Below are 26,988 nucleotides of genomic sequence, written 5' to 3' on the forward strand. Positions count from 1 at the left end.
GCGGTAATCCTGTCTGGCAGGCTTCGTTCATGACTGCGCGCGCCGCCGACCGGGCCCGTTACGACCGGGCCACCGCCCATCTCGACGCCCCTGTCGCGATCGTGGACCTGGACGCCTTCGACGCCAACGCGGACGACATGGTCCGCCGCGCGGGCGGGAAGCCGATCCGCGTCGCCAGCAAGTCCGTACGCTGCCGCGCCCTGCTCGAACGAGTCCTGGCCAAGGACGGTTTCGCCGGGGTGATGTCGTTCACGCTCGCCGAGTCCCTGTGGCTGGCCCGCTCCGGGTACGAGGACGTCCTCCTCGCCTACCCGTCCGCCGACCGCGCCGGTTTCGCCGAACTCACCTCGGACCCCAAGCTCGCCGCCGTTGTCACGGTGATGGTCGACGACCCCGCCCATCTGGCCTTCATCGACGAGGCGCGGGACGGGGGCCGCGAAGTCGTGCGGGTCTGCCTGGAGTTGGACACCTCCCTGAGGCTGCTCGGCGGGCGGGTGCGCGTCGGGGCCCGCCGCTCACCGCTGCACTCCCCCGCCGACGTCGCCGACCTGGCCCGGCTGGTGGCCCGGCGGCCGGGGTTCGAGGTCGTGGGGATCATGGCGTACGAGGGACACATCGCCGGGGTGGGGGACGCCGTCGCGGGGCGGCCGCTGCGCTCGCGGGCGGTGCGGCTGATGCAGGCCACCGCCCGGCGGGAGCTGGCAGAGCGGCGCGCGGCCGTGGCGCGCGCGGTGCGCGCCGTGGCGCCGGGGCTGGAGTTCGTCAACGGTGGCGGCACGGGCAGCGTCCAGCACACCGCCGCCGAGGACGCGGTCACCGAGATCGGCGCCGGTTCGGGGCTGTACGTGCCGCGGCTGTTCGACAACTACACGTCGTTCAGCGGCCGTCCGGCGGCGACGTTCGCCCTGCCCGTGGTGCGCAGGCCCGGCGTCGGCGTGGTGACCGTCCTCGGTGGCGGCTACCCGGCGTCCGGCGCGGCCGGCGTGGACCGGCTGCCGGTCCCGTATCTGCCCGAGGGCCTGCGCTACGACCCTCAGGAAGGCGCCGGCGAGGTACAGACGCCGCTGCTCGGCTCACCGGCCGACGACCTGCTGATCGGCGACAAGGTGTGGTTCCGGCACGCCAAGGCCGGCGAGATGTGCGAGCGGTTCGACACGCTGCATCTGGTCCAGGGGGACCGGGTGACGGCGACCGTGCCGACGTACCGGGGCGAGGGCCGCACGTTCCTGTGAGGGTCAGCCGGCCGGGCTGATGCCGGCGCCGACCCCGCCGCCGGTGTCCGCGTCGCCGACCGGCCGGATCCCGTCGGTGATCCGGTCCATGTCGGCGGGCGGCGGCCCGGCCGGACCGGCGTCGAACACGTAGCGCACGACGATCGGGGCCTGCGTGCCCACGCTGGACTGGAACGCGAGCGACTGCACATAGCCGCCGGGACCCTCGGCGGTGACGACCCGCCACCGCACGAGGTACCCGGCGCGGCCCGCCACCGCGACCGGCCCCGACTTGACGACCCGGTGCGACTCGATGCCGCCGAAGGGGCGCCGGCCGACGATGTCACGGTCGTACGCCTCGTCGGCCGCGTCCGCGATGTCGGCCTTGGCCAGCGCCTCGGGGGACGTCCCCTCGCCGGCGGTGGCCGTGCGGGAGAAGACCAGGCCGTGCCGGCACTGCCCGGCGTCGCCCGGGCAGTCGTACGTCCCGTCGGTGGTCATCATGACGTGGTCCAGGCTGATGTTCTCCGGGCGGACCCAGCCGTCGAGCAACGGCAGGGTGATGCCGTTGAGTTCGTCGACCACGACGTTCGGGTCGTCCGCCGGGGACTCGTGGGACGTGGTGGGCGGCGCCGTGGTCGTGGTGCCCGGCGGCGCGGTCCCCGCCTGCGGGCCGCCGCCCTTGCCGTCGCCGTCGCCGCCCGTGCCGAGGACGACGGCGCCGGTGACCACGGCGGCGGCCAGGAGCGCCCCGGCGGCGGTGAGGGCCACGACCCTGCCGCGCGGGGAGGTGGCGCGACCTGCCGGGGACGGCGGGCCGGGGGGCTCGGGCGGGCGCCGGTGCTGGGTCCAGGCCGTGCCGTCCCACCAGCGCTCGACGTGCGGGGCCGACGGGTCGGGGTACCAGCCGGGCGGAGGTGACATGCTCACCCCGGCACTGTAGGCCGACGGCTACAGCGGTGTGACGTACGCCCCCGAGATCCCGCCGTCCACCAGGAAGTCGGTGGCGTTGACGAAGGAGGAGTCGTCGCTCGCCAGGAAGGCGACGGCGGCGGCGATCTCGTCGGCCTCGGCGAACCGGCCGAGCGGGATGTGCACCAGGCGGCGCGCGGCGCGCTCCGGATCCTTGGCGAACAGCTCCTGGAGCAGCGGGGTGTTGACGGGCCCGGGGCAGAGCGCGTTGACGCGGATGCCCTCGCGGGCGAACTGCACACCGAGTTCACGGGACATCGCGAGGACGCCGCCCTTGGACGCGGTGTACGAGATCTGCGAGGTGGCCGCGCCCATCCGGGCCACGAAGGACGCCGTGTTGATGATGGACCCCTTGCCCTGGCGGCGCATGTAGGGGATCGCCGCCTTGCAGCACAGGTAGACGGAGGTGAGGTTGACCTCCTGGACGCGCTTCCAGGCCTCCAGGCCGGTCTCCAGGATGGAGTCGTCGTCGGGCGGCGAGATCCCGGCGTTGTTGAAGGCGATGTCGACGCTGCCGTACGTCTCGTACGCCGTCCGGAACAGCGCCTCGACCTGCTCGGGGTCGGTGACGTCGACGTTCACGTAGATGCCGCCGGCCTCCTCGGCGGCCGCCTTGCCGCGGACCTCGTCGACGTCGCCGCAGACGACGTGCGCGCCCTCGGAGGCGAGCCGTCGGGTGGCGGCGAGACCGATGCCGCTGCCGGCTCCGGTGACGACGGCGGTACGGCCGACCAGCCGGCGGCAGATGCTTTCCTCGGGCGATGCGCTCACTGTGCGGGGCCTTCCGTGCGGGATTCCGTGCTGATGAAGACGTTCTTGGTCTCGGTGAAGGCGGCGAGCGCGTCCGGGCCCAGCTCACGGCCGATGCCGGACTGCTTGAAACCGCCGAAGGGGGTCCAGTAGCGCACGCTGGAGTGCGAGTTGACGGACAGGTTGCCCGCCCGGACGGCCCCCGAGACGCGCAGGGCGCGGCCGACGTCCCGGGTCCAGACGGAGCCGGCGAGGCCGTAGTCGGTGGCGTTGGCGAGGCGGACGGCGTCGGCCTCGTCGTCGAAGGGCAGGACGACGGCGACGGGGCCGAAGACCTCCTCGACGGCCACGCGCGCGTCGGGGCCGACGCCGGTCAGGACGGTGGGCGGGAACCAGAAGCCGGGGCCTTCGGGAGCCTTGCCGCGGATGCCGGGCGCGGCCGGGTCGACGTAGGAGCGGACGCGGTCCAGCTGGGTCCGGGAGATCAGCGGGCCCATGTCCGTGGTCGCGTCGGCCGGGTCACCGACGGTGACGGCCTCGACGGCGGGCGCGAGCAGTTCCAGGAACCGGTCGTACGCCGTGCGCTGGACCAGGATGCGGGTGCGGGCGCAGCAGTCCTGGCCGGAGTTGTCGAGGAAGGACATGGGGGCGGCGGCCGCGGCGGCCTCCAGGTCGGCGTCGGCGAAGACGATGTTGGGGCTCTTGCCGCCGAGTTCGAGGGTGACGCGCTTGAGGAGGGCCGAGCCCTTCGCCAGCACCTGCTTGCCCACGGCCGTCGAGCCGGTGAACACGATCTTCGCGACGCCGGGGTGCTCGACGAGGGCGTTGCCCGCGACCGGGCCGTGGCCGGGGAGCACCTGGAAGAGGCCTTCGGGCAGGCCCGCCTCCAGGGCGAGTTCGCCCAGGCGCAGGGCGGTCAGCGGGGTCGTCTCGGCGGGCTTGAGGATCACCGCGTTGCCCGCCGCGAGGGCCGGTGCGGTGCCCCAGGCCGCGATCGGCATGGGGAAGTTCCAGGGCGCGATGACGCCGACCACGCCCAGCGGTTCGAGGATCGTGACGTCGAGGCCGCCCGGCACCGGGATCTGGCGCCCGGTCAGCCGCTCCACGCCCCCGGCCGCGTAGTCGAGCAGGTCGCGGACGTTGCCGGCCTCCCAGCGCGCGTTGCCGATCACATGACCGGCCTCACGGACCTCCAACTGGGCCAGGTCTTCGAGGTGTTCGTCCACCACGACGGCGAACCGGCGCAGCAGGCGGGCACGTTCACCGGGGGCCAGCGCGGCCCAGCCGGCCTGGGCCCGCGTGGCCCGTACGACCGCCGCGTCCACGTCCTGCGGTGTGGCGGCGGGTACGGAGGCGACGACCTCCTCCGTCGCGGGGTCGAGTACGTCGAGCAGTTGCGACACCTGATGCCTCACAGACGTTCGAAGGAGCGGCGCAGCTCCCAGTCGGTCACCGCGGCGTCGAAGGCCTCCAGCTCGACGCGCGCCATGTTGCGGTAGTGGGCGACCACCTCGTCACCGAAGGCCGCCTGGGCGATCGGGCTGTTCTCCCACAGCTCGGCCGCCTCGCGCAGAGTGGTCGGCACCTGCGCGAAACCCGCGGTGTACGCGTTGCCGGGGCACGCCTCGGGCAGCTCCAGCTTCTGTTCGACGCCGTACAGACCCGCCGCGACCATCCCCGCCACCGCGAGGTAGGGGTTGACGTCACCGCCGGGCAGCCGGTTCTCGAAACGCAGCGACTGTCCGTGGCCGACGACCCGCAGCGCGCAGGTGCGGTTGTCGTGGCCCCAGGCGACGGCGGTCGGGGCGAAGGACCCCGGCTGGAACCGCTTGTACGAGTTGATGTGCGGCGCGTACAGCAGCGAGAAGTCCCGCAGCGCGGCGAGCTGTCCGGCCAGGAAGTGCCGCATGAGCTCGGACATCCCGTCGTCGCCGGGCATCAGGCTGCGGCCCTTGTCGTCGGCCAGCGACAGATGGATGTGGCAGGAGTTGCCCTCGCGCTCGTCGTACTTGGCCATGAAGGTGAGCGACATGCCCTCCTGGGCGGCGATCTCCTTGGCGCCGGTCTTGTAGATCGCGTGCTGGTCGCAGGTGACCAGGGCCTCGTCGTAGCGGAAGACGATCTCGTGCTGGCCGGGGTTGCACTCGCCCTTGGCGGACTCGACGGTCATGCCGGCGCCGGTCATCTCGTTGCGGATGCGGCGCAGCAGGGGCTCGATGCGGCCGGTGCCGAGGACCGAGTAGTCGATGTTGTACTGGTTGGCCGGGGTGAGCCCGCGGTAGCCGGCGTCCCAGGCCTGCTCGTAGGTGTCCCGGAAGACGATGAACTCCAGCTCGGTGCCGGCCTGCGCGCTCAGGCCGAGCTCCGTGAGGCGGTCCAGCTGGCGGCGCAGGATCTGCCGGGGCGCGGCCACGACCGGGGAGCCGTCGGCCCAGGCCAGGTCGGCCATCAGCAGGACGGTGGCCTCGTTCCACGGGACACGGCGCAGGGTGCTCAGGTCGGGGTGCAGGGCGAAGTCGCCGTAGCCGCGGTCCCAGGAGGACATCTCGTAGCCGTCGACGGTGTTCATCTCGACGTCGACGGCGAGGAGGTAGTTGCAGCCCTCGGTGCCGTGCTCCAGCACCTCGTCGAGGAAGAAGCGCGCGGCGAACCGCTTGCCCTGCAGGCGCCCCTGCATGTCGGGGAAGGCCAGGACGACGGTGTCGATCTCGCCGCCCGTGACGAGGGCGTGCAGTTCCTCGACGCCGAGCGGGGGTGTGCGGTCTGCCACGGGAGGGCCTCCTTGGGGCTTCTTCCGTCGTCTGCCGGCTGCTGTGCGCTTCTGCCGGCCGGGCCGGGAGCCATAAGGTATTGCGGAGAACCATTGCTTGGGAAGGGGGCACGGCAGGATGGCGCCGGATCCGGTGAATTCCGACGGCGGCACCGGGGACCGACTGGCACCGGTGCTGCGACCCGTGCGGGCGGGCAACGGCTTCGAGGAGGCGCTGGAGCAGATCCTGCAGGTCCTCCGGCTGGGGCTGGTGCCCGGCGGGGAGCGGCTGCCCGCGGAGCGGGAGCTGGCGGAGCGGCTCGGGATCAGCCGGGTGACGCTGCGCGAGGTCCTGAAGGTGCTCCAGGACCAGGGGCTGGTGGAGGCGCGGCGGGGGCGGTACGGCGGCACGTTCGTGCTGCCGCGCGGGGACGCCGGCGGCGAGGACGAGTTGCGGCGGCGGGTGGCCGGGGTCGACATCGAGGACGTGCTGCGCTTCCGCGAGGTGCTGGAGGTGGGGGCGGCCGGGCTGTGCGCGGCGCACGGGCTCACGGACCGGCGGGCGGAGCGGCTGCGTCAGGCGCTGACGGCGACGCACGAGGCCCCGCTCGCCGACTACCGCCGGCTGGACACGCTGCTGCACCTCACGCTCGCCGAGCTGTCCGGGTCACCGACGCTGACCGCGCAGTACGCGGCGGTCCGGGCCACGGTCAACGACCTGCTGGACTGCATCCCGCTGCTGGTGCGCAACCTGGAGCACTCGCAGCGCCAGCACGCCGCCGTGGTGGAGGCGGTGCTCGACGGGGACGCCGACGGGGCGCGGGAGATCATGCGGGAGCACTGCGGGGGGACGGCGGCGCTGTTGCGCGGCTTCCTGACCTGAACCGGGCGGCGTTCACCACGGATTGACGCAGGGGTCTTGCTTTCCCCGGCCGGCCACACAAAGGTATGCATCCACTCCATTGAGCCGGCGGCCGGTGACCGGTCGCGGCGCCTCCTACGACCCGTCCTTCGTGTCCGCCGCCCCCTGGGGAGTCGTCCCATGACCGTGGATCCCGCTACACCGCCCACCGCCCCCGAGACGGACGACTACCTGGAACGCAGGGCGCTGCGCCGCGGCAGCGCCGGCTGGCTGCTGCTGACCGGCCTCGGCGTCGCCTACGTCGTCTCCGGCGACTACTCGGGCTGGAACTTCGGCCTGGCCGAGGGCGGCTTCGGCGGCCTGGCCGTCGCCATGCTGCTCATGGGCGCCATGTACACCTGCATGGTCTTCGCGCTGGCCGAGCTCTCCTCGATCCTCCCCACGGCGGGCGGCGGTTACGGCTTCGCCCGCCGGGCCCTCGGCCCGTGGGGCGGCTTCCTGACCGGTACGGCGATCCTCATCGAGTACGTCCTGGCGCCCGCCGCCATCGTGATCTTCATCGGGGACTACGTCGAGTCGCTGGGCCTGTTCGGCCTGGAGTCCGGGTGGCCGATGTACCTGGTCTGCTTCGCGATCTTCCTCGGCATCCATCTGTGGGGCGTGGGCGAGGCCCTGCGCTTCAGCTTCGTCGTCACGGGCATCGCGGTGGTGGCGCTGATCGTGTTCGCGGTGGCGGCCCTGCCCAACTTCGACCTCTCCGGCCTCGACGACATCCCGGTGGACTCCGCGGCGCTCGGCGCGAGCTCCTGGCTGCCGATGGGGCTGCTCGGCATCTGGGCGGCGTTCCCGTTCGGCATGTGGTTCTTCCTGGGCGTCGAGGGCGTGCCGCTGGCCGCCGAGGAGACCCGGGACCCCGCCCGTACGCTGCCGAAGGCGATCCGCTGGTCGATGGGCATCCTGGTGGTCCTCGCGGTGGTCACCTTCTTCGCGGCGGCCGGTGCGCGCGGTTCGGCGGCGGTCCAGGACGCGGGCAACCCGCTGGTGGAGGCGCTCCAGCCGGACGGCGAGGCGACAGCGCTCAGCCGGATCGTGAACTACGCCGGCCTGGCGGGTCTGGTGGCCTCGTTCTTCTCGCTGATCTACGCGGGCTCGCGCCAGCTGTTCGCGCTCTCCCGCGCGGGTTACCTGCCGAGGTTCCTGTCCCTGACCAGCAGCCGCAAGGCCCCGTACCTGGGGCTGCTGGTGCCCGGGGCGATCGGCTTCGGCCTGGCCGCCGGCACCGGCGACGGCGCCCGGCTGCTGAACGTCGCGGTCTTCGGCGCCACGATCAGCTACGCGCTGATGTCCCTGTCGCACATCGTGCTGCGCCGCCGGGAGCCTGGTCTGCCGCGGCCGTACCGTACGCCGGGCGGTGTGCTGACGTCCTCCGTGGCCCTGGTCCTGGCCTGCGCGGCGCTGGTGGCGACGTTCCTGGTCGACGTGACCGCGGCGTTCATCGCGCTCGGCGTGTACGTCGTGGCGGTGGCCTACTTCGGCCTGTACAGCCGCAAGCGACTGGTGGCGAAGGCGCCGGAGGAGGAATTCGCGGCACTGGCCGCGGCCGAGGCAGAGTTGGTCCGGGACTGAGCTCCACCGGTTCCGCGACCTTTTCGAAGTCGCTCGTACGTCTGTCCTCGCCGTGAAGGAGCACAAGGTGGCCAGGCCGCTGATCGGCGTCAGCACCTATCTGGAGACCGGGGCCCGCTGGGGCGTGTGGGAGCTGGACGCGGCACTGCTGCCGGCCGGCTACCCCCGCCTGGTGCAGCGGGCCGGCGGCCTGGCCGCGTTGCTGCCGCCGGACGCGCCGGAGTGCGCGGCGGCGACGGTCGCCCGGCTGGACGGCCTGGTGATCGCGGGCGGCCCGGACGTCGACCCGGACCGCTACGGCGCCGCGCGCGACCCGCGCACCGGGCCGCCGGCACGGGAGCGCGACGCCTGGGAACTCGCCCTGATCGGCGCCGCGCTCACGGCGCGGGTGCCGCTGCTGGGCATCTGCCGGGGCATGCAGTTGCTGAACGTCGCCCTGGGCGGCACCCTCGTCCAGCATCTCGACGGGCACGCGGAGCTGGTCGGCGTCTTCGGCGGGCACCCCGTCAAGCCGGTCCCCGGCACGCGGTACGCCGGTCTGGTGGCGGAGGAGATGACCGTGCCCACGTACCACCACCAGTCCGTGGACCGGCTCGGGACGGGCCTGGTGCCGTCGGCCTACGCGGCGGACGGGACGCCGGAAGCCGTCGAGCTGCCCGGCGACCACTGGGTGCTGGGAGTGCAGTGGCATCCGGAGATGGGCGAGGACGTACGCGTGATGCGGGGGCTGGTGGAAGCGGCCGGGACGTGACCGACGCCTGAGGGACGGGGCACTTCCACCGCCGCCGGGCCGCGCGGTCCAGCGCTCCTGGTCAGGGCGCTCATCTGCCCTTGGGCGCGTTCCGAGTGAGCCCGAGCAGCTCCCGCGCCGGGCCCGCCGGTCGGTGGCCCGTGCGCCACACCGCCCGCAGCTCGCGTCGCAGCCGCACGCCCTCCACGGGGACGCTCACCAGGCGCCGGGTCGCCAGTTCCTCGCCGACCGCCAGTTCGCTCAGCACCGCGGGACCCGCGCCAGCGACCGCCGACGCCTTCACGGCCGTGGTGGAGGACAGCTCGATCAGGGGTCGGGCCAGGCCGCCGAGGGCCGCGTCCAGGACCTGGCGGGTGCCCGAGCCCTTCTCCCGCAGGACCAGCGGTGTCGCGGCCAGCTCGTCCGCCGGCAGCGGGCGGCGCCGGCGGGCCCAGGGATGACCGGGTGCCGTGACGACGACCAGGTGGTCATGGGCGACGACCACCGAGTCCAGCCCCGCCGGGACCGTCAGGCCCTCCACGAATCCCAGGTCGGCCTCGTCGGACAGAAGCCGTTCCGCGACGGCCGCCGAGTTGCCCGCGAGCAGCGACACCGCCGTGTCCGGACGCCCGGCGCGCAGCGCCAGCAGCCAGCCCGGCAGCAGATACTCGGCGATGGTCATGCTGGCCGCGACCCGCAGCCGCGAGTCCCGCCGGTCCCGCAGGGCCTGCGCCCCCACGTCGAAGGCCTCCGCCGCCTCCACGACCCGCCGCGCCCAGTCCGTCACCAGCACACCGGCGTCGGTGAGCCGGGAACCGCGCGGCGAGCGGTCGACCAGCGCCACTCCCAACTGCCGCTCCATGGACCGGATCCGGCTGCTCGCCGCCGGCTGTGAGACGCCGACCTCCCGGGCCGCCGCCCCCAGACTCCCCAGCCGCGCCACGGCCAGCAGCAGCTCCAGTGCCCCGAGATCCGGCACCCGGTGCGCCAGCGAACCCGCCCCCGGAGGCGTCCGTCCGTTTCCCTGCCCCTCAGCGCTGCTCATAACCCCACCTTATGCCCCCATAGGGACGTGGTCCCTGGTGGCGGTCCCTGACCGGCGGGACGGTGAGCACATGGTCAACGCCGCCCACCCTCTGCGCCGCCCCACCGGGCGTGCCCTCGCCGTCCGTCACCTCGGACCGAACTGGTACGCCTCCGTCATGGGCACCGCCGTCGTCGCCACCGCCGGCGCCGCGCTCCCCGTACGGCTCCCGGGCCTGCGCACCGCCTGCGCGGGCGTCTGGGCTCTGTCCCTGGTCCTGCTGGCGGCCCTGCTCGTCGCCCGCGCCCTGCACTGGACCCACCACCGCGACCAGGCGCGCGCCCACCTGCTGGACCCTGCGACGGCTCCCTTCTACGGCTGCCTGGCGATGGCCCTGCTGGCCGTCGGCGGCGCCACGGTCGTCGTGGGGCGGGACTGGATCGGCACCGGGGCGGCGGTGGCGCTCGACGCCGTGCTCTTCACGGCCGGGACGGTGCTCGGGCTGGCGGCCGCCGTCACGGTGCCGTACCTGATGGCCGTACACCACCGGGTAGATCGACGGCAGGCCACACCCGTGTGGCTGCTGCCGCTGGTGGCGCCCATGGTGTCCGCGGCCGTCGGGCCGCTGCTCGTGCCGTACCTGCCACCCGGGCCGGCTCGGGCGGCGCTCCTGCCGGCCTGCGCGGTGATGTTCGGGCTGAGTCTGCTCGCCACCCTGCTCACCCTGCCGGTGATATTCGCCCGCCTGCGCACCGCCGGGCCGCTGCCGCTCGCCCTCACCCCGACGCTGTTCCTGGTGCTCGGCCCGCTGGGGCAGTCCACGACCGCCGTGGGCAGCATCGCGGACGCCGCGCCCTTCGGCGACGGCTTCCTCGTCGTGCTGTACGGCGTGCCCGTGATGGGCTTCGCGCTGCTGTGGTCCGTAGTGGCGACCGCGCTGGTGCTGCGGGCCCGCCGGCGTGGAATGGGTTTCGCCATGACGTGGTGGGCGTTCACCTTCCCGGTCGGCACCTGCGTGACCGGCGCCGAGGCCCTCGGGCGGCACACCGGCCTGGCCGCCTTCGACTGGCTCGCGACCGGTCTGTACGTCGTCCTGGTGGCCGCCTGGGCCGTCGTCGCCGTGCGCACGGCGCGTGGGCTGATCAGCCGAGAGCTGCTCGCAGGGCCTCGCCCAGCACCCGTGGGGCCTCGGCCAGTGACGGTCCGTACCACGTCAGGTGCCGTCCGCTGACGAGCGCGCAGGGCAGCCCCTCGAAGGCCTCCGGGCCGTCGTCCGCGGTGAAGCGGTACGGCTCGTCCGGCAGGACGACCACGTCCGGAGCGGCGGCGCGCAGGGCGTCGAGGGGAACCCTCGGGTAGCGGTCCGCGTGGTCCGCGTACCGGTGGTCGACGCCCAAGCGGGCCAGGACGTCACCCGCGAAGGTGGCGCGGCCCAGCACCATCCAGGGCCGCCGCCAGATCGGCACCACGGCCGTCAGCCGCGGCTCGGGGGCCGTCAGCCGCGCCCAGGCCGCCTCCGCGTCCCGCAGCCACGCCGGGCGGGGTCCGGCGCCGCAGGCGTCCAGCACCCGCGCCAGCTCCTCGAAGGCCTGCGGCACGTCGCGCACCTCGGTCACCAGCACGTCGACGCCGGCCGCGCGCAGGGCGTCCAGGTCGGGGGCGCGGTTCTCCTCCTCGTTGGCGACCACCAGGTCGGGAGCGAGCGCGAGGACCTCGTCGACCTGGGGGTTCTTGGTGCCACCGACACGGGTGACGGCGAGGCCCGCCGGGTGGGTGCACCAGTCGGTGGCGCCGACCAGGACGCCGGGGGCGGACACCGCCACGGCCTCCGTCAGGGAGGGCACCAGGGAGACGACGCGCACGACTAGCGGTGCCGGTCCTGGACGGCCTCGACGTGCTCGGCGACGGCGACGACGAGCACGCGCGTGTCCGGCACGGTCGCCCGCCAGCGGTGCCGCACTCCCCCGGTCAGGTACAGGGTGTCGCCACGGCCCAGGCGGTACGCGCGGCCCTCCGCCTCGATCTCGACGGCTCCGTCGGCGACGTACATCAACTGGTCGTTGCGGTACTGGATTTCACGGCCCGCCTCGTGGTCGCCGGTGAACTCCGATGCGTGCATCTGGTGATGACCGCGCACCAGGGAGCGCACCTGCGGGAAGAGGCCCTGCTCGGCGGTGTCGGCGCGCACCACGTCGACGCTGCACGCCGGGTCGGCGGCGGCGAGCAGCTCCACGGCGGTGGTGCGCAGGGCGTCGGCGACCTTCTCCAGGGAGCTCTGGCTGGGCCGTGCCCGGTCGTTCTCGACCTGGCTCAGGAAGGGGACCGACAGGCCGCTGCGCTCGGCCACGACGGCGAGAGTGAGCTCCAGGGCGCGACGGCGCCGCCGCACGGCCGCGCCCACCCGAAGGGGCTGCTCTTTGTGGTCGCCCATCGCTCCGGCTCCCTCCTCGCTCGTCGGTCGGTCGTCGTACGCCGCTGTCCGGGCGCACTCCTTTCTGATGAGTTCTCTGCACCCTATGCATGTTCGGCAAACCGTTTCACGCGGCCGTCACATCGCCGTCACGCGGCGTGGCCCGGGACCTCACAGTTCGCGCCACCGGACCGTGCCTCGCGGCGTTGCCCGCCACGGCCTCCTCCTTCACGGCGAACGCCCTGACCAGCGGGCCGGACCCCGCCTCGCGCCCCAGGACCGCGTCGTCACGCCCGCGACCCTGACCGGCGATCAGTACGAGCCTCCCGCTGTTCGGTTCAATGCGCGACCGGTCACCGATGTTCCCGCCGTGGGCCTGAACCGACAAGGGGACCCGGCGCCGCGCAAGTCGGGTCGGGTCCGGCGAAGTTGACGCCCGGGCTCTGGCGGTGGCGTAGCGCTGCGTGGTTGTCCGGATCCTTTTCGTGCGGACGGCACACCCCCGGTGCCCGCAATGACACGAGGGGTGGGCGCGAGCGTCCACACACCGCGCGTGCGTGTACGTCGCTGCCCACCCCTCGCCCCGGCGGCCGGCCGGTCAGGTCATTCGGCCGCCTGGCTCCTGCCCTCGTCCACGGGGGCCCACTTGTCGACCAGCCCGGGGTTCTGCTTCAGCCAGGTGCGCACGGCTTCCTGCTCCTGGCCCTGGCCGGACTTCTGGATCTGCGCCTCCAGGCCGGTGAGCTGCTGCTCCGTCATGGAGAAGTCCCGCAGCCACTGCCCGACCTCGGGGTTGTCGTCGGAGAAGCCCTCGCGGGAGAGGGTGTGCACGCCGTCGCCCTTGCCCCAGGCGCCCTTCGGGTCCTTGAGCTTCTTCAGGTCGTAGTCGCTGTACGCCCAGTGCGGCGACCAGAGCGTGACGACGATCGGCTGCTTCTTGGCGTAGGCCCGCTTGAGCTCGGCGAGCATCGCGGGGGTGGAGCCGTCGACGACCTCGTACGAGTTCTCCAGCCCGTACTCCTTGAGCACCTTGTCCTTGAGCATGCCCATCATTCCGGCGCTGGGCTCGATGCCGACGATCTTGCCGTCGACGTCGGAGGCGTGGTCCTTCAGGTCCTCCAGGGAGTTCACGTCCTTCATGTAGGTCGGGACGGTCAGCTCCAGGGAGGTGGGGCCGAACCACGAGCCGAGGTCGTCGAGCCGCTCGCCGTACTTCTTCCAGTACTCGGCGTGCGTGGTGGGCAGCCAGGAGTCGGTCTCGAAGTCGACCTCGCCGGTGGCGAGGCCGGTGTAGAGCGGGCCGGCCGTGTACTGCGTGGCGGAGACCTCGAAGCCGCGCCGCTCCAGGATCTCCTTCCACAGGTACGTCGAGGCGATGCCCTCGTCCCAGGGGATGTAGCCGAGCTTGATCTCCTTGCCCTTGCCGACGTTCGTGGCGGAGGCCTGGGCGGTGCCGGCGGAGGTGCCGAAGACGCCCATGCCGCCGGCGACCAGGGCGAGGACGACCACGCCGACGACCGCGACGACCGGGCGGGGGCGGTGGTCCCACACCCGGCGGTCGCCTGCGGCACGGGCCCGGGCGGCGGCACGGCGGCCGAGCGGTGAGATCTGCTCGCCGAGCGCGCCGGTGATCCGGTCCAGGTAGATGGCGAGGACGACGATGCCGAGACCCGCCTCGAAGCCGAGGCCGATGTCGAGCTGGCCGATCGCCTCGTTGACGGCGCCGCCGAGGCCGCCGGTGCCGACCATGCCGGCGATGACGACCATCGAAAGACCGAGCATGATGACCTGGTTGATGCCCGCCATGATGGTCGGCAGGGCGAGCGGCAGCTGCACCCGCAGCAGGGTGTCGCGGGGCGTGGTGCCGAACGCCTCGGCGGCCTCCACGAGTTCGGCGTCGACCTGGCGGATGCCCAGCTCGGTCATCCGGACACCGGGCGCGAGCGCGAAGATCAGGGTGGCCACGACACCGGCCGGCACGCCCATGCCGAAGAACAGGATCGCCGGGATCAGCAGCACCATCGACGGCATCGTCTGGAGCAGGTCCAGGACCGGCCGTACGAACCCGCTCACGGTCTTGGAGCGGGCGGACCAGATGCCCAGGGGTATGGAGATCACCAGGGCGATCACGGTTGCCACGATCACCAGGGACAGCGTCGACATGGCCTGTTCCCACAGGTCCAGCGAGTCGATGAGGGCGAAGCCGGCGAAGGCCAGGGCGCCGCCCAGCAGCCCGCGCAACCACCAGGCGAGCACCGCGAGGATGCCGGCCAGGAGCAGCGGCTCCGGGGCGGTCAGGACGTCGCTGATGACGTCGTACATGCCCTCGACGACGGCCTTGACCGCGTCGAAGAGCCAGGAGAGGTGGTTGACGAGCCAGTCGACACCGGAGTCGACCCAGTCGCCGAGACGCAGCCTAGGCATCGGCGGTCACCGCCTGCGTACGCGGCTGGTCGCAGGCCGCGGGGGCCGCGCTCCGCTCGTCGCCCAGGAAGCCGACGAGGCGCTGCTTCGGCACCACGCCGACGAGCTCGCGCCGCGGGCCGAGCACGGCGACCGGGTGCGTCACCCGGGCGCTGATCGCGCACAGCTCGGTGAACGGGGTGTCGGGCGTCGCGGTCTCGCAGCCGCAGTCGGCCTCGTCGCCGCGGACCCCGGCGTCCATGACGGCCCCCGCGGTCAGCACCCGGGAGCGGTCGACGTCCTTGATGAAGGAGGCGACGTAGTCGTTCGCGGGGCGCAGCAGGATGTCCTCGGCGGTGCCGGTCTGCACGATCCGGCCGTCGCGCATGACGGCGATCCGGTCACCGAGGCGCATGGCCTCGTTCAGGTCGTGGGTGATGAAGACGATGGTCTTCCTCAGCGTGCGCTGCAGCTCCAGCAGCTGGTCCTGCATGTCGCGACGGATCAGCGGGTCCAGCGCGCTGAAGGACTCGTCCATCAGCAGCACGTCGGCGTCGGTGGCGAGCGCGCGGGCGAGGCCCACGCGCTGCTGCATGCCGCCGGACAGCTCGTCGGGCCAGGACTTCGCCCAGCCGTCCAGTCCGCACAGGGCCAGCGCCTCGCCGGCGCGGCGCTCGCGCTCGGCGCGGGGCACGCCCTGCACGGCCAGGCCGTAGGCGGCGTTCTCCAGCACGCTGCGGTGCGGGAACAGCGCGAAGTGCTGGAAGACCATGCTGATCTTCTTCGCCCGGACCTCGCGCAGATCGCGGTCGGTGAGCGCGGTCAGGTCCTGGCCGTCGAATCCGACCGTTCCGGCCGTGGGCTCCAGCAGCCCGTTGAGCATGCGCAGCAGTGTGGACTTGCCGGACCCGGAGAGGCCCATCACGACGAAGATCTCGCCCGGTTCCACGCTGAAGGACGCGTCGATCACGGCGGCGGTGGTGCCGTCGGCCCGCAACTCCTCCCGGTCGGCTCCCTCGCGGAGCCGGTCCACTGCCTCGTCCGGTCGTCTGCCGAACACCTTGTAGAGATGCTGGGCCTCAAGCCTGGCTGTCACGCGTACCTCTCGTCTCGACGGCAAGGATCGGAGACGAAGGGCCTGGGCCCGCAAACGGTTGAAAATGCAACCGGACTCGCTCCGAGGCGGCGCCTGCCCAGAGGTGCCCAAGGCAAACGCGATGGTGATCCGGTTCACACGCCGTTCACGGCTGCCATGCCGCGGCGATGACCAGCTGCCTGTCGGTGGGGTACGGCATGATGCGGGACGTGACCGGACGACTGATGCTCCTCGACACCGCCTCGCTCTACTTCCGCGCCTACTTCGGCGTCCCGGACTCCGTGAAGGCGCCGGACGGCACCCCGGTGAACGCCGTGCGCGGGCTGCTCGACTTCATCGAGCGGCTGGTCAGGGACCACCACCCCACGCACCTGGTGGCGTGCATGGACGCCGACTGGCGCCCGCAGTGGCGGGTCGACCTTATCCCCTCGTACAAGGCGCACCGGGTCGCCGAGGAGCACGAGGTCGGGCCGGACGTGGAGGAGGTGCCGGACACGCTGTCACCGCAGGTGCCGGTCATCGAGGCGGTCCTGGACGCGCTCGGCATCGCGCGTGTGGGGGTCGAGGGGTACGAGGCGGACGACGTCATCGGCACGTTCACCGCGCGGGCCCCCGGCCCGGTGGACATCGTGACCGGCGACCGCGACCTCTACCAGCTGGTGGACGACGCCCGGGGCGTGCGCGTGCTGTACCCGCTGAAGGGCGTGGGCACCCTCCAGCTCACGGACGAGGCGTGGCTGCGCGAGAAGTACGGCGTCGCCGGCGGCGGGTACGCGGACCTCGCGCTGCTGCGCGGCGACCCCAGTGACGGCCTGCCGGGCGTTCCGGGCATCGGCGAGAAGACGGCCGCCAAGCTGCTCGCCGAGTTCGGCGACCTGGCCGGGATCCTGGCCGCGGTCGACGACCCGAGGGCGAAGCTGACGCCCACCCAGCGCAAGCGGCTGGACGAGTCGCGGCCCTACCTCGCGGTGGCGCCGACGGTCGTCCGCGTGGCGTCCGACGTGCCGCTGCCGGACGTCGACACGACCGTGCCACGTGCACCACGCGATCCGGCGGCGCTGGAGGCGTTGTCGGGGCGCTGGGGGCTGGGCGGCGCGCTCCAACGCCTCCGCACCACGCTCGAATCATGATGATCCGGACGAGTCGGCTCATACACTTGAACACCTGGGCGACGCACTTGAACAGCGGAGAGGCGTCTGCGGGGCCGGGGATGCTAGCTTAGGTTAGCCTAAGTTATCGGATCAGGGAGGCCGTCATGGCAGATCGTCCGGCCCGCCAGCCGCGCAAGGCCCACTCCGCGCAGGTCGTCCGCACCGAGCGGCTGACCCCTCATATGCAGCGAGTGGTTCTCGGCGGCGACGGTCTCGCCGAGTTCGAGGCGGGTACGTGCACCGATCACTATGTGAAGCTGCTGTTCCCGACCGGGGGCGCCTCCTATCCGGAGCCCTTCGACCTGCAGCGCATCCGCGAGGAGTTCCCCCGCGACCAGTGGCCGGTCACCCGGACGTACACCGTGCGGTGCTGGGACCCCCGACTGCGCGAACTGACCCTGGACTTCGTGCTCCACGGCGACGAGGGGCTGGCCGGCCCGTGGGCGATGCGCGCCCAGCCGGGCGAGACCGTGCGCTTCCTCGGCCCCGGCGGCGCCTACGCACCCGCCCCGAGCGCCGACTGGCATCTGCTCGCCGGTGACGAGAGCGCGCTGCCCGCGATCGCAGCCGCCCTCGAGTCGCTCCCCGACGGCGCCGACGTACGGGCCTTCGTGGAGATCTCCGGGCCCGAGGAGGAGCAGAAGATCGACTCCGACGTGGAGGTCGTCTGGCTGCACCGCGGCGACCGCCCCGTCGGCGAGCTGCTGGTCGACGCGGTGCGGACGCTGGACTGCCCCGAGGGCCGGATGCAAGCGTTCGTGCACGGCGAGGCGGCCTTCGTGAAGGAACTGCGCGCACTGCTGCGCCTGGAGCGCCAGGTACCGCGCGAGGACCTCTCCATCTCCGGCTACTGGCGTCTCGGCCACAACGAGGACGGCTGGCAGGCGTCGAAGCGGGAGTGGAACGCCCGGATCGAGGCGGAGCAGGAGACCGGAGCAGCGGTTTCGGCCGCCTAGGCATACGTTCACGAGGCGGCGGCACCGGAAGAGGTGCCGCCGTTCCGGCGTTCGCGGGGCTCGCCGCCCCGGGCGCCCGCCCCCGCCCGAGCGCCTACGCTGAACAGCCATGAGACGCAGGACCCGCATACCGCCCTCCCCGTTGCCGCAGCGTGACGGGGTGGACCCGGTGCGGGTGCGGCTGCCCTTCGAGGGCGCGTGGGCGACCGTCCGGGAGCATCTGGTGGAGCGACTCACGGGCGCCGGCACCGGGGTCGTCGACGGGATGTTCGAGGCGGGGCTGATCGTCGGGGCGGACGGCACGGCGGTGGCGCCGGACGCGGCCTACGAGCCGGGGATGTTCGTGTGGTTCCACCGGGAGCTGCCCGCCGAGGTGCGGGTGCCGTTCCCGCTGCAGGTCGCCTACCGCGACGAGCACATCGTCGTCGCCGACAAGCCGCACTTCCTCGCCACCACCCCGCGCGGCAGCCACGTCGCCGAGACCGCGCTCGCCCGGCTCCGCCGTGAGCTGGGCATCCCCACGCTCACCGCCGCGCACCGGCTGGACCGGCTCACCGCCGGGCTGGTGCTGTTCACGGTGCGGCCCGAGGAACGGGGCGCGTACCAGACGCTGTTCCAGCGCCGGCTGGTGCGCAAGGTGTACGAGGCGGTGGCGCCGTACGATCCCGCGCTCGGGCTGCCCCGGACCGTGCGCAGCCGGATCGTGAAGGAACGCGGGACGCTGACGGCCCGTGAGGTCGAGGGCGAGCCGAACGCGGTGAGCCGCGTCGAGCTGATCGAGCGCCGCGCGGATCTCGCCCGGTACCGGCTGGTCCCCGGCACCGGGCAGACGCACCAGCTGCGGGTGCACATGAACGCCCTGGGCGTGCCGATCCTCGGCGATCCGCTGTATCCGGTGGTGACCGACCCCGTGCCGGCCGGTGACTTCCGGCGCCCGCTGCAACTGCTTGCGCGGGAACTGGAGTTCACCGACCCGGTCACGGGGCTGCCGCACGCCGTGCGCAGTCGGCGGACGCTGACGGCCTGGTCCGGAGACCCGGAGTGGGCCGGTCGGTAGCAGGACGGCGGCGGCCGGAGCAGTCGCCGGAGTGCCACGGCGGCCGGAGCGGCCGCCGCTCGGGGGTAGGCCGGTCAGTAGCCCCGCCACCAGCGCAGGAACCGCTGCCAGGCGCCCGGCCTCCGGGCGCCGTCCGGTTCCGCGACCGGCGCGGGATGCGGGGGCTGCGGGGGTTGTCCCGGCGCCGCGGTTGCGGTGAACTGCGGGTACACGGGGGCGGCCGTGGGTACGGCGGCGGGCACCGGCTCGGGGGCAGCGGTGCCGACCTGCCAGTCGGCGCGCGGGCGGTGCACCGGCTGGAGGCCGGGCTTCTCCATCACGTCCTGCCGCGGCGAGGGGTCGAACCGCACCGGCAGCTCCACCAGATGGCGTGAGGAGATCGACTCGGACCAGTGCAGGTCCTCCTCGTCGCAGCCGAGTTCGACGTCCGGCATCCGCATCAGCAGCGCGTCCACACCGATGTCGGCGATGGCACGGCCGATGTCCTGGCCGGGGCACTCGTGCGGGCCGCCGCCGAAGGCGAGGTGCGAGCGGTTGCCCTGCATGTTGGCGGTCAGGTCGGGCCGCACCCGCGGATCGACGTTGCCCGGGGCCGGGGCGAACAGCAGCCCGTCGCCCTTGCGGATGCGCTGCCCGCCCAGCTCGGTCTCCTGCTTGGCGAAGTAGGCGAAGACCGCGCTGAACGGCGGCTCGTCCCAGAGCGACTGCTCGACCGCCTCGGGCACGGTCATCTGCCCGCCGTTGAGCTGGGCGCGGAAGCGCGGGTCGGTGAGCACCGTGCGCAGCACGTTGGCCAGGAGGTTGGCGGTGGCCTCGTAGGCGGCGATCAGGACGACCCGCAGGTGCTCGCGGACCTCGTCGTCGGTGAGGCCGGCCGGGTGGGTGACGAGGTGGCTGGCGAAGTCGTCCTCGGGCTGTGCGCGGCGCTGGGCGGCGAGCCGTCCGAGGGCGTCCACGATGTACTGGTTGCTGGCGATCGCGGTCTCGGTGCCCTTGAGCATGTCGCGGGCGGCGTGCACGATCCGGTCCCCGTACTCGTCGGGCATGCCGAGGATCTCGCACATCACGGCCATCGGCAGATGGTCGGCGTACTGGCCGACGAGGTCGGCCTCCCCCACCTCGCAGAACCGGTTGACGAGGATCTGGGTGTAGCGGGTGATGTGCCGGCGCAGGCTGCGGAAGTCGATGGTGGAGACCGCGCCGGTGACCGCGCCGCGCAGCCTGAGGTGCTCGTCGCCCTCGGCGTGCGAGCAGATGGGCTGCCAGGCGATGTGCGGCATGAGCGGGTGGTCGGGCTTGACCATCCCCTCCAGCAGCGGGCTCCAGATGCGGCTGTCCCGGGTGAACTGCGTGGGCGAGCGGACCATGTGCAGGTTCTCCGCGTGGCCGAGGACCACCCACATCGGTACGTCGTCATGGAGGAGGACGGGGGCCACAGCCCCGTGTTCGGCGCGGAGCCCCTCGTACAGGGCGCCCAGGTCGCGCGCTTCGGGGCCGTAGAGCCGGTGCAGTCCGCCGGGGCCGAGGTTGTGCGCGGGGCAGCCGGGGGGCGGGCTGATGCCGAGGTCGTCCGTGTCTGTCGTGGAGTGGGATTCAGGCGTCACAGCGAGTCGCTTTCGGAAACTGTGGGGGGGCCGTTGTCTGGGCAGTGGGGCTGCGGCGGTGCGGGCGGGTCAGGTGAGCTGTCCCGTCATGGCGAGGGAGTGCAGGAACCGCATCAGCGTCATGAGGACCTCCTTGCTGGAGGCGCGGCGGCGGGCGTCGCACTCCAGGATCGGGATCTCCTCCGACAGGTCGAGCGCCGCGCGCAGCTCCGGGAGGGCGTAACGGGGGCCGTCCGGGAAGGTGTTGACGGCGACCACGAAGGGCACGCCGCACTCCTCCAGCCGGCCCATGACGTCGAAGCTGACCTCCAGCCGGCGGGTGTCGACCAGGACCACCGCGCCCAGCGCGCCCTCGAACAGCCCGTTCCACAGGAACCAGAAGCGTTCCTGGCCGGGCGTGCCGAAGAGGTACAGCACGAGCTGGTCGGTGATGCTGATGCGGCCGAAGTCCATCGCCACCGTGGTGGCCGTCTTGGAGTCGGAGCCGTAGTTGTCGTCGACACCCACGCCGGCCTGCGTCATGGTCTCCTCGGTGGTCAGCGGTTTGATCTCGCTGACCGAGCCGACCATGGTGGTCTTGCCGACCCCGAAGCCACCCACGATGACGATCTTCACCGCGGCCTGCGCCGTGTGCGGCAGATGGTCCTCGGCGCGTGGGCCCGGGACGGTCTCAGAGCTTTTGAAGTCCATGCATCACCGCTTCGAGGATGGAACGGTCCGGGAGCGCCTGGCGGACGACCGGGGCGCGTGCCTGTACGAGTTCGGCCGTCAGCATCTGGGTGAGCAGCACGGTGATCACGCTGAACGGCAGACTGAGGTAGGCCGACAACTCGGCCACGGAGAGCGGGGCGGAACACAACCGGAGCACCGCTGCCTGTTCCGGGCTGGTGGACGGCTTGGGCTCGGCGCGTGCCACGATCAACGTGACCAGGTCGAGTTCCGCGCGGTCGCCGTCCACCTCGCCGATCACGAACAGGCGCTCGGGGTTGGAGGGCTTGCCGTCCTTGCTCTCCGGGCCGTCCGTGCCGTCGTCGCCCGCGCCGCCCTCCTGGGTGAACGGCAGTGATTGCGGTGAGGGCTCCTGCCTCGGGGAGCGCCGCTTGCGTTTCGGGGGAGTCATACGGCCTTCCCGTTGCGCCTCGGCGGACTGGTCAGGTGGGGACCGATCCGGTCGACCAGGTCGCGCATCTGGGCGCTCATCAGACCCGGTTCGGCGACGATGTTGGACAGCACCGCGAGATAGGCGTTGGGCCCCGCGGCCATCAGGTAGAAGTAGCCGCCGTTGACCTCGATGAGGACCATGCGCATCTGGCCGTCGCTCGTCGGGATCTCGTCAGCCACGGCGCTCGCCAGGCTCTGCAGTCCCGCGCAGGCCGCGGCGACCCGGTCGGCGGTGTCCGGGTCGCCGCCGTGCCGGGCGATGCGCAGCCCGTCGGCGGAGAGCACCACGATCATCTGAATGCCCGGTACGCCTTTGGCGAGGTCCTGGAGCATCCAGTCGAAGTCCGCTCGGTACGCCATCAGTTGGGGTCCCTCTCGTCGTCGGCCTCAACGCGGGCCGGCTCGTTGGTCGGCTGGGTGGACGAGGTCGGCGTCGGTCGCTTGAGCCCCTCCATGAACGCCTCGACCCACATTCCGGGCGGGGGCTGGTCCTTGTCCTCGGTCTTGGGTTCCGGGGCCCCCCAGACCGACCGGGGTTCGCGCCCCTCCCGTTCGGCGGCCTCGCGTTCGGCGCGTTCGGCGGCGTACTGCTCGGCGATCCGCTGGCTCAGCGGGGTCTTCACCCGGCTGCGGCGCTGCGGCAGGCCGCCCGCGGTCCACTCGGTGACGACCGGGACGTCGTCCTCCATGGAGACCGAGGCGGGGATCTTCGGGCTGGTGGGTCGGCGCCGCTTCGGGGGCCGCTTGGGGCCCTCCAGCGCGTCGGGCGAGACATTGGGCACGGAGGTGGCGCCGATGCCGTGGGCGAGTCCGACGCCTGGCTCGTCGGTCAGCATGTTGCTCGGCACGATGACCACGGCCCGCACCCCGCCGTAGGCCGAGGAGCGCAGGGCGACCTGCATGTTGTACGCCCGGCACAGGCGGCCGACGACGGCGAGGCCGAGGCGCGGGGCGTCACCGAGGTCCTGGAGGTCGACGCCGGCCTTGGCGCGCTCCAGCATGCCCTCGATCCGGGCGCGGGCCTCCTCGCTGAAGCTGACGCCGGCGTCCTCGATCTCGATGGCGATGCCGGTCTGCACCCGGACCGCGGTGACGTGCACGTCGGTGTGCGGCGGCGAGTAGCGGGTGGCGTTGTCGAAGAGCTCCGCGCAGGCGTGGATGACGGGCTCGACGTGGATGCCCTTGACGCTGATGCGGCAGATGTTGTCGAGCTTGATGCGCCGGTACTCCAGGATGCGCGACATCGCGCCGCGCAGCGTGCTGTACAAGGACACCGGCAGGGGCCACTGCCGGCCCGGACGGCCGCCGCCCAGGACGGAGATGGAGTCGGCGAGACGGCCGATCAGCGCGTTGCCGTGGTCGATGCGCAGCAGGTCGTCGAAGACCTCGGGGTTGCGGCCGTGGTCCTCCTCCATCTCCCGCAGTTCGTTGGCCTGTTGGTGGACGATCGCCTGGACGCGCCGGGCGACGCTGACGAACGAGGCCGCCGCGGAGTCGCGCAGGGCTTCCTCGTGGTCGACGATGCGCATCAGCTTCTTCAGCAGCTGGCGCTGCGGGGCGGGCATGTCCCGGAAGACCGGGTCGACCAGGCTCAGTTGGCGGATCACCTCGACGGCGGTGACACCGCCTGCCATCCGCCGCAGGGCCGTCGGCACGACCACTTCGCCGAAGCGGACCCAGTCGTCGTGATGGTCGGTGATGCGCCGCTCCAGCGACGCGCTGTGACGGGCGTGCTCGACCTGCGCGTCCCGCAGCGCGCGGCCGCGGCGCACCGCCTCGGCCGCGGCGGCGATCACCAGGAGTGTGGCGACGGTGCCGCACACGGCGACCGCGGTCCGGGCCGAGGACGTCACCAGGGCGACGGCGGCTCCGGTCGCCGCGGCCATCAGTATCGCCGGGAGCAACAACACGCGCGCGTAGGGAAGTTCACGGCGTGCGGGTGGGGATTGAACACTCACCATGTGGGCCCTCTGAAAGCAGTCGGCGGGGAGTCGGGGGAGCTTGTGGGGGTATGCGTCATGGGACTGTTGGGATCATCAGGGTTTTTGGGAACAAGCGCACGAATACACCGCAACTCGGTGCGCTGCGGGCGAGCTTAGTCCGACCGGATCATCGCCATGTCATATTCAGCAAGCACCTGAAACGGGGCATGCAACAGGAGTACGCTCAGCCCCATTTACACGCTGAGATCACATTCGAACACGGTACGTAGCCGTGCATGGGCATGCGAGAACCACTCACCGTGATGAGTGAAGTGGGCGGTCAGCGACCGCCACAGGGGCGGCGCGGGGACCGGCCCCGCCCTCCGCGCACCCCGCACCCCGCCCGGCGCCTCGTCACCCCACCGACGAGTACGCGACAACCCCCCGCAGCAACCCCTCGACGGCCTTCCGCGCGTTCTTCACCACGGTCGAGCCCTGCGGCGCCGCCGCACTGATCTGCCCCAGCACGTCGATGACCTGCTTGCACCACCGCACGAAGTCCCCCGCCGGCATCTCCGCCTCGCGCAGCACCTCGTCGAGCCCCTTCCCGGAGGCCCACATGTACGCGGCCCAGGCGAAGCCGAGGTCCGGCTCCCGCTGCCCGACGCCCTCGGTCTGCGTGATCCGGAAGTCCTCCTCCAACGCGTCCAGCCGCCCCCAGATCCGCACCATCTCACCGAGCGCGGCTTTCGCCTTGCCCGAGGGCAGCTTGGGCGCCATCGCGTCGTCTGCGGCCCGCGCCTCGAACACCAACGCCGAGACGCACGCGGCGAGTTCCGCCGGACCCAGCCCCTCCCAGACCCCCTCGCGCAGACACTCGCTGGCGAGCAGATCCAGCTCGCCGTAGAGCCGCGCCAGCCGCTTGCCGTGCTCGGTGACCTCGTCACCGCGCAGGTAGTCCAGCTCGGTCAGCAACGCGACGATCCGGTCGAACGTCCGGGCGATCGTGTTCGTACGCCCCTCGATGCGCCGCTCCAGCTGCGAGGTGTCCCGCATCAGCCGGTGGTAGCGCTCGGCCCAGCGGGCGTGGTCCTCACGGTCGTTGCACCCATGGCACGGATGGGCCCGCAGCGCCGTCCGCAACCGCGCGATCTCCCGGTCGTCCGCCGCCTGCGAACGCCGCTTGCGCTGCCGCTCCGGCGCGATGTGCCCGGCCTTGCTGCGCAGCGCCGACGCCAGGTCCCGCCGGGACTGCGGCGAACGCGGATTGAAGGACTTCGGGATCCGCATCCGCTCCAGTGCCTCGACCGGCACCGGGAAGTCGATCGACGCCAGCCGCTTGACCTGCCGCTCCGCCGTCAGCACCAGGGGCCGCGGCCCGTCGTGGTGCTCGAAGCCCCGGTGGCCGTTGGACCGGCCGGCCGGCAGCCCGGGATCCAGCACCAGCGCCAGCCCGGCGTACTTCCCGGTCGGCACATGGATCACATCGCCCGGCCGCAGCTTCTCCAGCGCGACGGCCGCCTCGGCCCGCCGCTCGGCCACGCCCTGGCGCGCCAGCTCGGTCTCACGGTCCTTCAGTTCGCGGCGCAGCCGCGCGTACTCCTCGAAGTCCCCGAGGTGGCAGGTCATGGACTCCTTGTAGCCTTCGAGCCCTTCCTCGTTGCGCTGCACCTGGCGCGAGATGCCCACGACCGACTTGTCGGCCTGGAACTGCGCGAACGAGGTCTCCAGCAGCTCCCGCGAGCGATGCCGCCCGAACTGCTCGACCAGGTTGACCGCCATGTTGTACGACGGCTTGAAGCTGGACTTCAGCGGATACGTGCGCGTCCCGGCCAGTCCCGCGAGGTGGTCGGGGTTCATCCCGCGCTGCCACAGCACCACGGCGTGACCCTCGACGTCGATGCCGCGCCGCCCCGCACGACCCGTCAGCTGCGTGTACTCGCCCGGGGTGATGTCGGCGTGCTGCTCGCCGTTCCACTTCACGAGCTTCTCCAGCACGACCGACCGCGCGGGCATGTTGATGCCCAGGGCCAGGGTCTCGGTGGCGAAGACCGCCTTCACCAGCCCGCGCACGAACAGCTCCTCGACGACCTCCTTGAAGGTCGGCAGCATGCCCGCGTGGTGGGCGGCGATGCCGCGCTCCAGGCCCTCCAGCCACTCGTAGTACCCGAGCACATGCAGGTCCTCGGCCGGGATCGAGGCGGTGCGCTCCTCCACCAGCGCCCGGACCTTCTCCCGGGCCTCCTCGTCGTTCAGCCGCAGCCCGGCGTGCAGGCACTGCTGGACGGCGGCCTCGCACGCGGCGCGGCTGAAGATGAACGTGATGGCGGGCAGCAGCCCTTCCGCGTCCAGCCGTTCTATGACCTCGGGACGGCTCGGCGTCCATATCCGCGTCCGCTGCCGCCGCTCCCGCTCCCGGTCTGCCTCACGCATCGCCCGGCCCCGCCTGCGGTCCTGGTACGACGGCCGGCTCGCCTCCATGCGCGCCATGCGCGTGAGGTCGGGGTTGACGGCCTTCCGCTGGTCCTCGCCCTCCTCGAACAGGTCGTACATCCGCCGCCCGGCGAGCACGTGCTGGAACAGCGGCACGGGCCGGTGCTCGGAGACGATCACCTCGGTGTCGCCGCGCACGGTGTCGAGCCAGTCGCCGAACTCCTCGGCGTTGGACACGGTCGCGGACAGCGACACCAGCGTCACCGACTCGGGGAGGTGGATGATCACCTCTTCCCAGACGGCGCCCCGGAACCGGTCGGAGAGGTAGTGCACCTCGTCCATGACCACGTAGCCGAGGCCGAGGAGGGTCTGCGAGCCGGCGTAGAGCATGTTCCGCAGCACCTCAGTGGTCATCACGACCACCGGGGCGTCCGAGTTGACGCTGTTGTCGCCGGTGAGGAGGCCGACCTTGCCGGCGCCGTAGCGCCGGCACAGGTCGTTGTACTTCTGGTTCGACAGCGCCTTGATGGGCGTCGTGTAGAAGCACTTCTTGCCCTGCTGGAGAGCGAGGTGGACGGCGAACTCGCCGACGATCGTCTTGCCGGAGCCGGTGGGCGCCGCGACCAGCACGCCCTTCCCCGCTTCGAGCGCCTCGCAGGCCTCGATCTGGAAGGGGTCGAGGCCGAAGTCGTACATCTCGCGGAAGGACGCGAGCGCGGTGGCCTGCTCGGCGGCGCGCCGACGCGCCGCCACGTACCGCTCGGCCGGGGAGAGGTCCTCAGTCATCGTGCTCTCGAGCGTACCGGCCCACACTGACAACAGGACGATCATTATCCGGATCCGCTGCGCTGAATCCGGTGATCACCCCAGC

General features: G+C 72.3%; 23 protein-coding genes. 8 read left to right on the plus strand and 15 right to left on the minus strand.

Annotated elements, in window-relative coordinates; all coding sequences use genetic code 11:
* The first annotated feature begins 29 nt into the window (after window positions 1-29).
* Entirely contained in the window at window positions 30-1,232 is a 1,203-nt protein-coding gene (locus tag AB0O67_RS10645) for an amino acid deaminase/aldolase (RefSeq protein ID WP_365448351.1), read from the plus strand.
* 3 nt (window positions 1,233-1,235) lie between these two features.
* Here AB0O67_RS10645 and AB0O67_RS10650 read toward each other — a convergent pair whose 3' ends face one another.
* The 4 genes from AB0O67_RS10650 to AB0O67_RS10665 are packed head-to-tail and all read right to left on the minus strand — an operon-like array spanning window position 1,236 to window position 5,703.
* Window positions 1,236-2,135, minus strand: coding sequence for a DUF2510 domain-containing protein (locus tag AB0O67_RS10650; protein ID WP_365448427.1), 900 nt, complete (start codon window positions 2,133-2,135; stop codon window positions 1,236-1,238).
* Between the two features lie 27 nt (window positions 2,136-2,162).
* The gene (locus AB0O67_RS10655; protein WP_365448352.1) at window positions 2,163-2,954 is read right to left on the minus strand and encodes a 3-oxoacyl-ACP reductase; all 792 of its coding nucleotides are present in this window, start codon (window positions 2,952-2,954) and stop codon (window positions 2,163-2,165) included.
* Complete coding sequence (locus AB0O67_RS10660) at window positions 2,951-4,336, minus strand: aldehyde dehydrogenase family protein (RefSeq protein ID WP_365448353.1); 1,386 nt, start codon at window positions 4,334-4,336, stop codon at window positions 2,951-2,953. The genes AB0O67_RS10655 and AB0O67_RS10660 overlap by 4 nt, the downstream gene beginning before the upstream one ends.
* Before the next feature lie 8 nt (window positions 4,337-4,344).
* Entirely contained in the window at window positions 4,345-5,703 is a 1,359-nt protein-coding gene (locus tag AB0O67_RS10665) for a glutamine synthetase family protein (RefSeq protein WP_365448354.1), read from the minus strand.
* 118 nt (window positions 5,704-5,821) lie between these two features.
* On the opposite strand from AB0O67_RS10665, the gene AB0O67_RS10670 reads away from it, so the two are divergent.
* From AB0O67_RS10670 to AB0O67_RS10680, 3 genes are all read left to right on the plus strand, one after another.
* Window positions 5,822-6,565: an FCD domain-containing protein gene (locus tag AB0O67_RS10670; RefSeq protein ID WP_365448355.1), complete on the plus strand. Its 744-nt coding sequence runs from the start codon at window positions 5,822-5,824 to the stop codon at window positions 6,563-6,565.
* 159 nt (window positions 6,566-6,724) lie between these two features.
* Window positions 6,725-8,170 carry an ethanolamine permease gene (gene eat, locus AB0O67_RS10675; RefSeq protein WP_365448357.1) on the plus strand — a complete coding sequence of 482 codons (1,446 nt, stop codon included), beginning with the start codon at window positions 6,725-6,727 and terminating at the stop codon, window positions 8,168-8,170.
* 67 nt (window positions 8,171-8,237) lie between these two features.
* On the plus strand, window positions 8,238-8,921 hold the full coding sequence (locus AB0O67_RS10680) for a gamma-glutamyl-gamma-aminobutyrate hydrolase family protein (protein ID WP_365448358.1): 684 nt from the start codon (window positions 8,238-8,240) through the stop codon (window positions 8,919-8,921).
* A 70-nt stretch (window positions 8,922-8,991) separates the two neighbouring features.
* On the opposite strand, the gene AB0O67_RS10685 is transcribed toward AB0O67_RS10680, so the two are convergent.
* Window positions 8,992-9,945, minus strand: coding sequence for a LysR family transcriptional regulator (locus tag AB0O67_RS10685; RefSeq protein ID WP_365448360.1), 954 nt, complete (start codon window positions 9,943-9,945; stop codon window positions 8,992-8,994).
* Window positions 9,946-10,015: 70 nt separating this feature from the next.
* Here AB0O67_RS10685 and AB0O67_RS10690 point away from each other — a divergent pair, with 70 nt between their 5' ends.
* Window positions 10,016-11,155 (plus strand): TDT family transporter, encoded by a 1,140-nt coding sequence (locus AB0O67_RS10690; protein WP_365448429.1) that lies wholly within the window; start codon window positions 10,016-10,018, stop codon window positions 11,153-11,155.
* On the opposite strand, the gene AB0O67_RS10695 is transcribed toward AB0O67_RS10690, so the two are convergent.
* The 4 genes from AB0O67_RS10695 to AB0O67_RS10710 all read right to left on the minus strand — a co-directional run bounded on the left by AB0O67_RS10695 (window position 11,067) and on the right by AB0O67_RS10710 (window position 15,833).
* The gene (locus AB0O67_RS10695) at window positions 11,067-11,786 is read right to left on the minus strand and encodes a helical backbone metal receptor (protein WP_365448362.1); all 720 of its coding nucleotides are present in this window, start codon (window positions 11,784-11,786) and stop codon (window positions 11,067-11,069) included. The two genes, AB0O67_RS10690 and AB0O67_RS10695, sit on opposite strands and share 89 nt — an antisense overlap.
* A gap of 2 nt (window positions 11,787-11,788) precedes the next feature.
* Window positions 11,789-12,355 (minus strand): XRE family transcriptional regulator, encoded by a 567-nt coding sequence (locus AB0O67_RS10700; RefSeq protein ID WP_365448364.1) that lies wholly within the window; start codon window positions 12,353-12,355, stop codon window positions 11,789-11,791.
* Between the two features lie 582 nt (window positions 12,356-12,937).
* Window positions 12,938-14,758, minus strand: coding sequence for an ABC transporter permease/substrate binding protein (locus AB0O67_RS10705; RefSeq protein WP_365448366.1), 1,821 nt, complete (start codon window positions 14,756-14,758; stop codon window positions 12,938-12,940).
* The gene (locus AB0O67_RS10710) at window positions 14,751-15,833 is read right to left on the minus strand and encodes a glycine betaine/L-proline ABC transporter ATP-binding protein (protein ID WP_365448368.1); all 1,083 of its coding nucleotides are present in this window, start codon (window positions 15,831-15,833) and stop codon (window positions 14,751-14,753) included. Before AB0O67_RS10710 ends, AB0O67_RS10705 begins: the two co-directional genes overlap by 8 nt.
* A gap of 167 nt (window positions 15,834-16,000) precedes the next feature.
* On the opposite strand from AB0O67_RS10710, the gene AB0O67_RS10715 reads away from it, so the two are divergent.
* The 3 genes from AB0O67_RS10715 (at window position 16,001) to AB0O67_RS10725 (ending at window position 18,997) form a co-directional block, all read left to right on the plus strand.
* Complete coding sequence (locus AB0O67_RS10715) at window positions 16,001-16,963, plus strand: 5'-3' exonuclease (protein WP_365448370.1); 963 nt, start codon at window positions 16,001-16,003, stop codon at window positions 16,961-16,963.
* A gap of 125 nt (window positions 16,964-17,088) precedes the next feature.
* On the plus strand, window positions 17,089-17,940 hold the full coding sequence (locus AB0O67_RS10720) for a siderophore-interacting protein (protein ID WP_365448372.1): 852 nt from the start codon (window positions 17,089-17,091) through the stop codon (window positions 17,938-17,940).
* Window positions 17,941-18,049: 109 nt separating this feature from the next.
* Window positions 18,050-18,997 (plus strand): RluA family pseudouridine synthase, encoded by a 948-nt coding sequence (locus tag AB0O67_RS10725; RefSeq protein ID WP_365448374.1) that lies wholly within the window; start codon window positions 18,050-18,052, stop codon window positions 18,995-18,997.
* Window positions 18,998-19,071: 74 nt separating this feature from the next.
* Here AB0O67_RS10725 and AB0O67_RS10730 read toward each other — a convergent pair whose 3' ends face one another.
* From AB0O67_RS10730 to AB0O67_RS10755, 6 genes are all read right to left on the minus strand, one after another.
* Window positions 19,072-20,601 (minus strand): cytochrome P450, encoded by a 1,530-nt coding sequence (locus tag AB0O67_RS10730; RefSeq protein ID WP_365448376.1) that lies wholly within the window; start codon window positions 20,599-20,601, stop codon window positions 19,072-19,074.
* A 69-nt stretch (window positions 20,602-20,670) separates the two neighbouring features.
* Window positions 20,671-21,291 (minus strand): ATP/GTP-binding protein, encoded by a 621-nt coding sequence (locus tag AB0O67_RS10735; RefSeq protein WP_365448378.1) that lies wholly within the window; start codon window positions 21,289-21,291, stop codon window positions 20,671-20,673.
* Window positions 21,272-21,721 (minus strand): DUF742 domain-containing protein, encoded by a 450-nt coding sequence (locus AB0O67_RS10740; RefSeq protein WP_365448379.1) that lies wholly within the window; start codon window positions 21,719-21,721, stop codon window positions 21,272-21,274. Before AB0O67_RS10740 ends, AB0O67_RS10735 begins: the two co-directional genes overlap by 20 nt.
* Window positions 21,718-22,125 carry a roadblock/LC7 domain-containing protein gene (locus tag AB0O67_RS10745; RefSeq protein ID WP_365448431.1) on the minus strand — a complete coding sequence of 136 codons (408 nt, stop codon included), beginning with the start codon at window positions 22,123-22,125 and terminating at the stop codon, window positions 21,718-21,720. The genes AB0O67_RS10740 and AB0O67_RS10745 overlap by 4 nt, the downstream gene beginning before the upstream one ends.
* Window positions 22,122-23,723 carry an ATP-binding protein gene (locus tag AB0O67_RS10750; protein ID WP_365448381.1) on the minus strand — a complete coding sequence of 534 codons (1,602 nt, stop codon included), beginning with the start codon at window positions 23,721-23,723 and terminating at the stop codon, window positions 22,122-22,124. The genes AB0O67_RS10745 and AB0O67_RS10750 overlap by 4 nt, the downstream gene beginning before the upstream one ends.
* A 375-nt stretch (window positions 23,724-24,098) precedes the next feature.
* On the minus strand, window positions 24,099-26,948 hold the full coding sequence (locus AB0O67_RS10755; RefSeq protein WP_365448383.1) for a DEAD/DEAH box helicase: 2,850 nt from the start codon (window positions 26,946-26,948) through the stop codon (window positions 24,099-24,101).
* Window positions 26,949-26,988 lie beyond the last annotated feature (40 nt).

It is taken from the genome of Streptomyces sp. NPDC086077 (assembly GCF_040686175.1).
GTDB lineage: Bacteria > Actinomycetota > Actinomycetes > Streptomycetales > Streptomycetaceae > Streptomyces.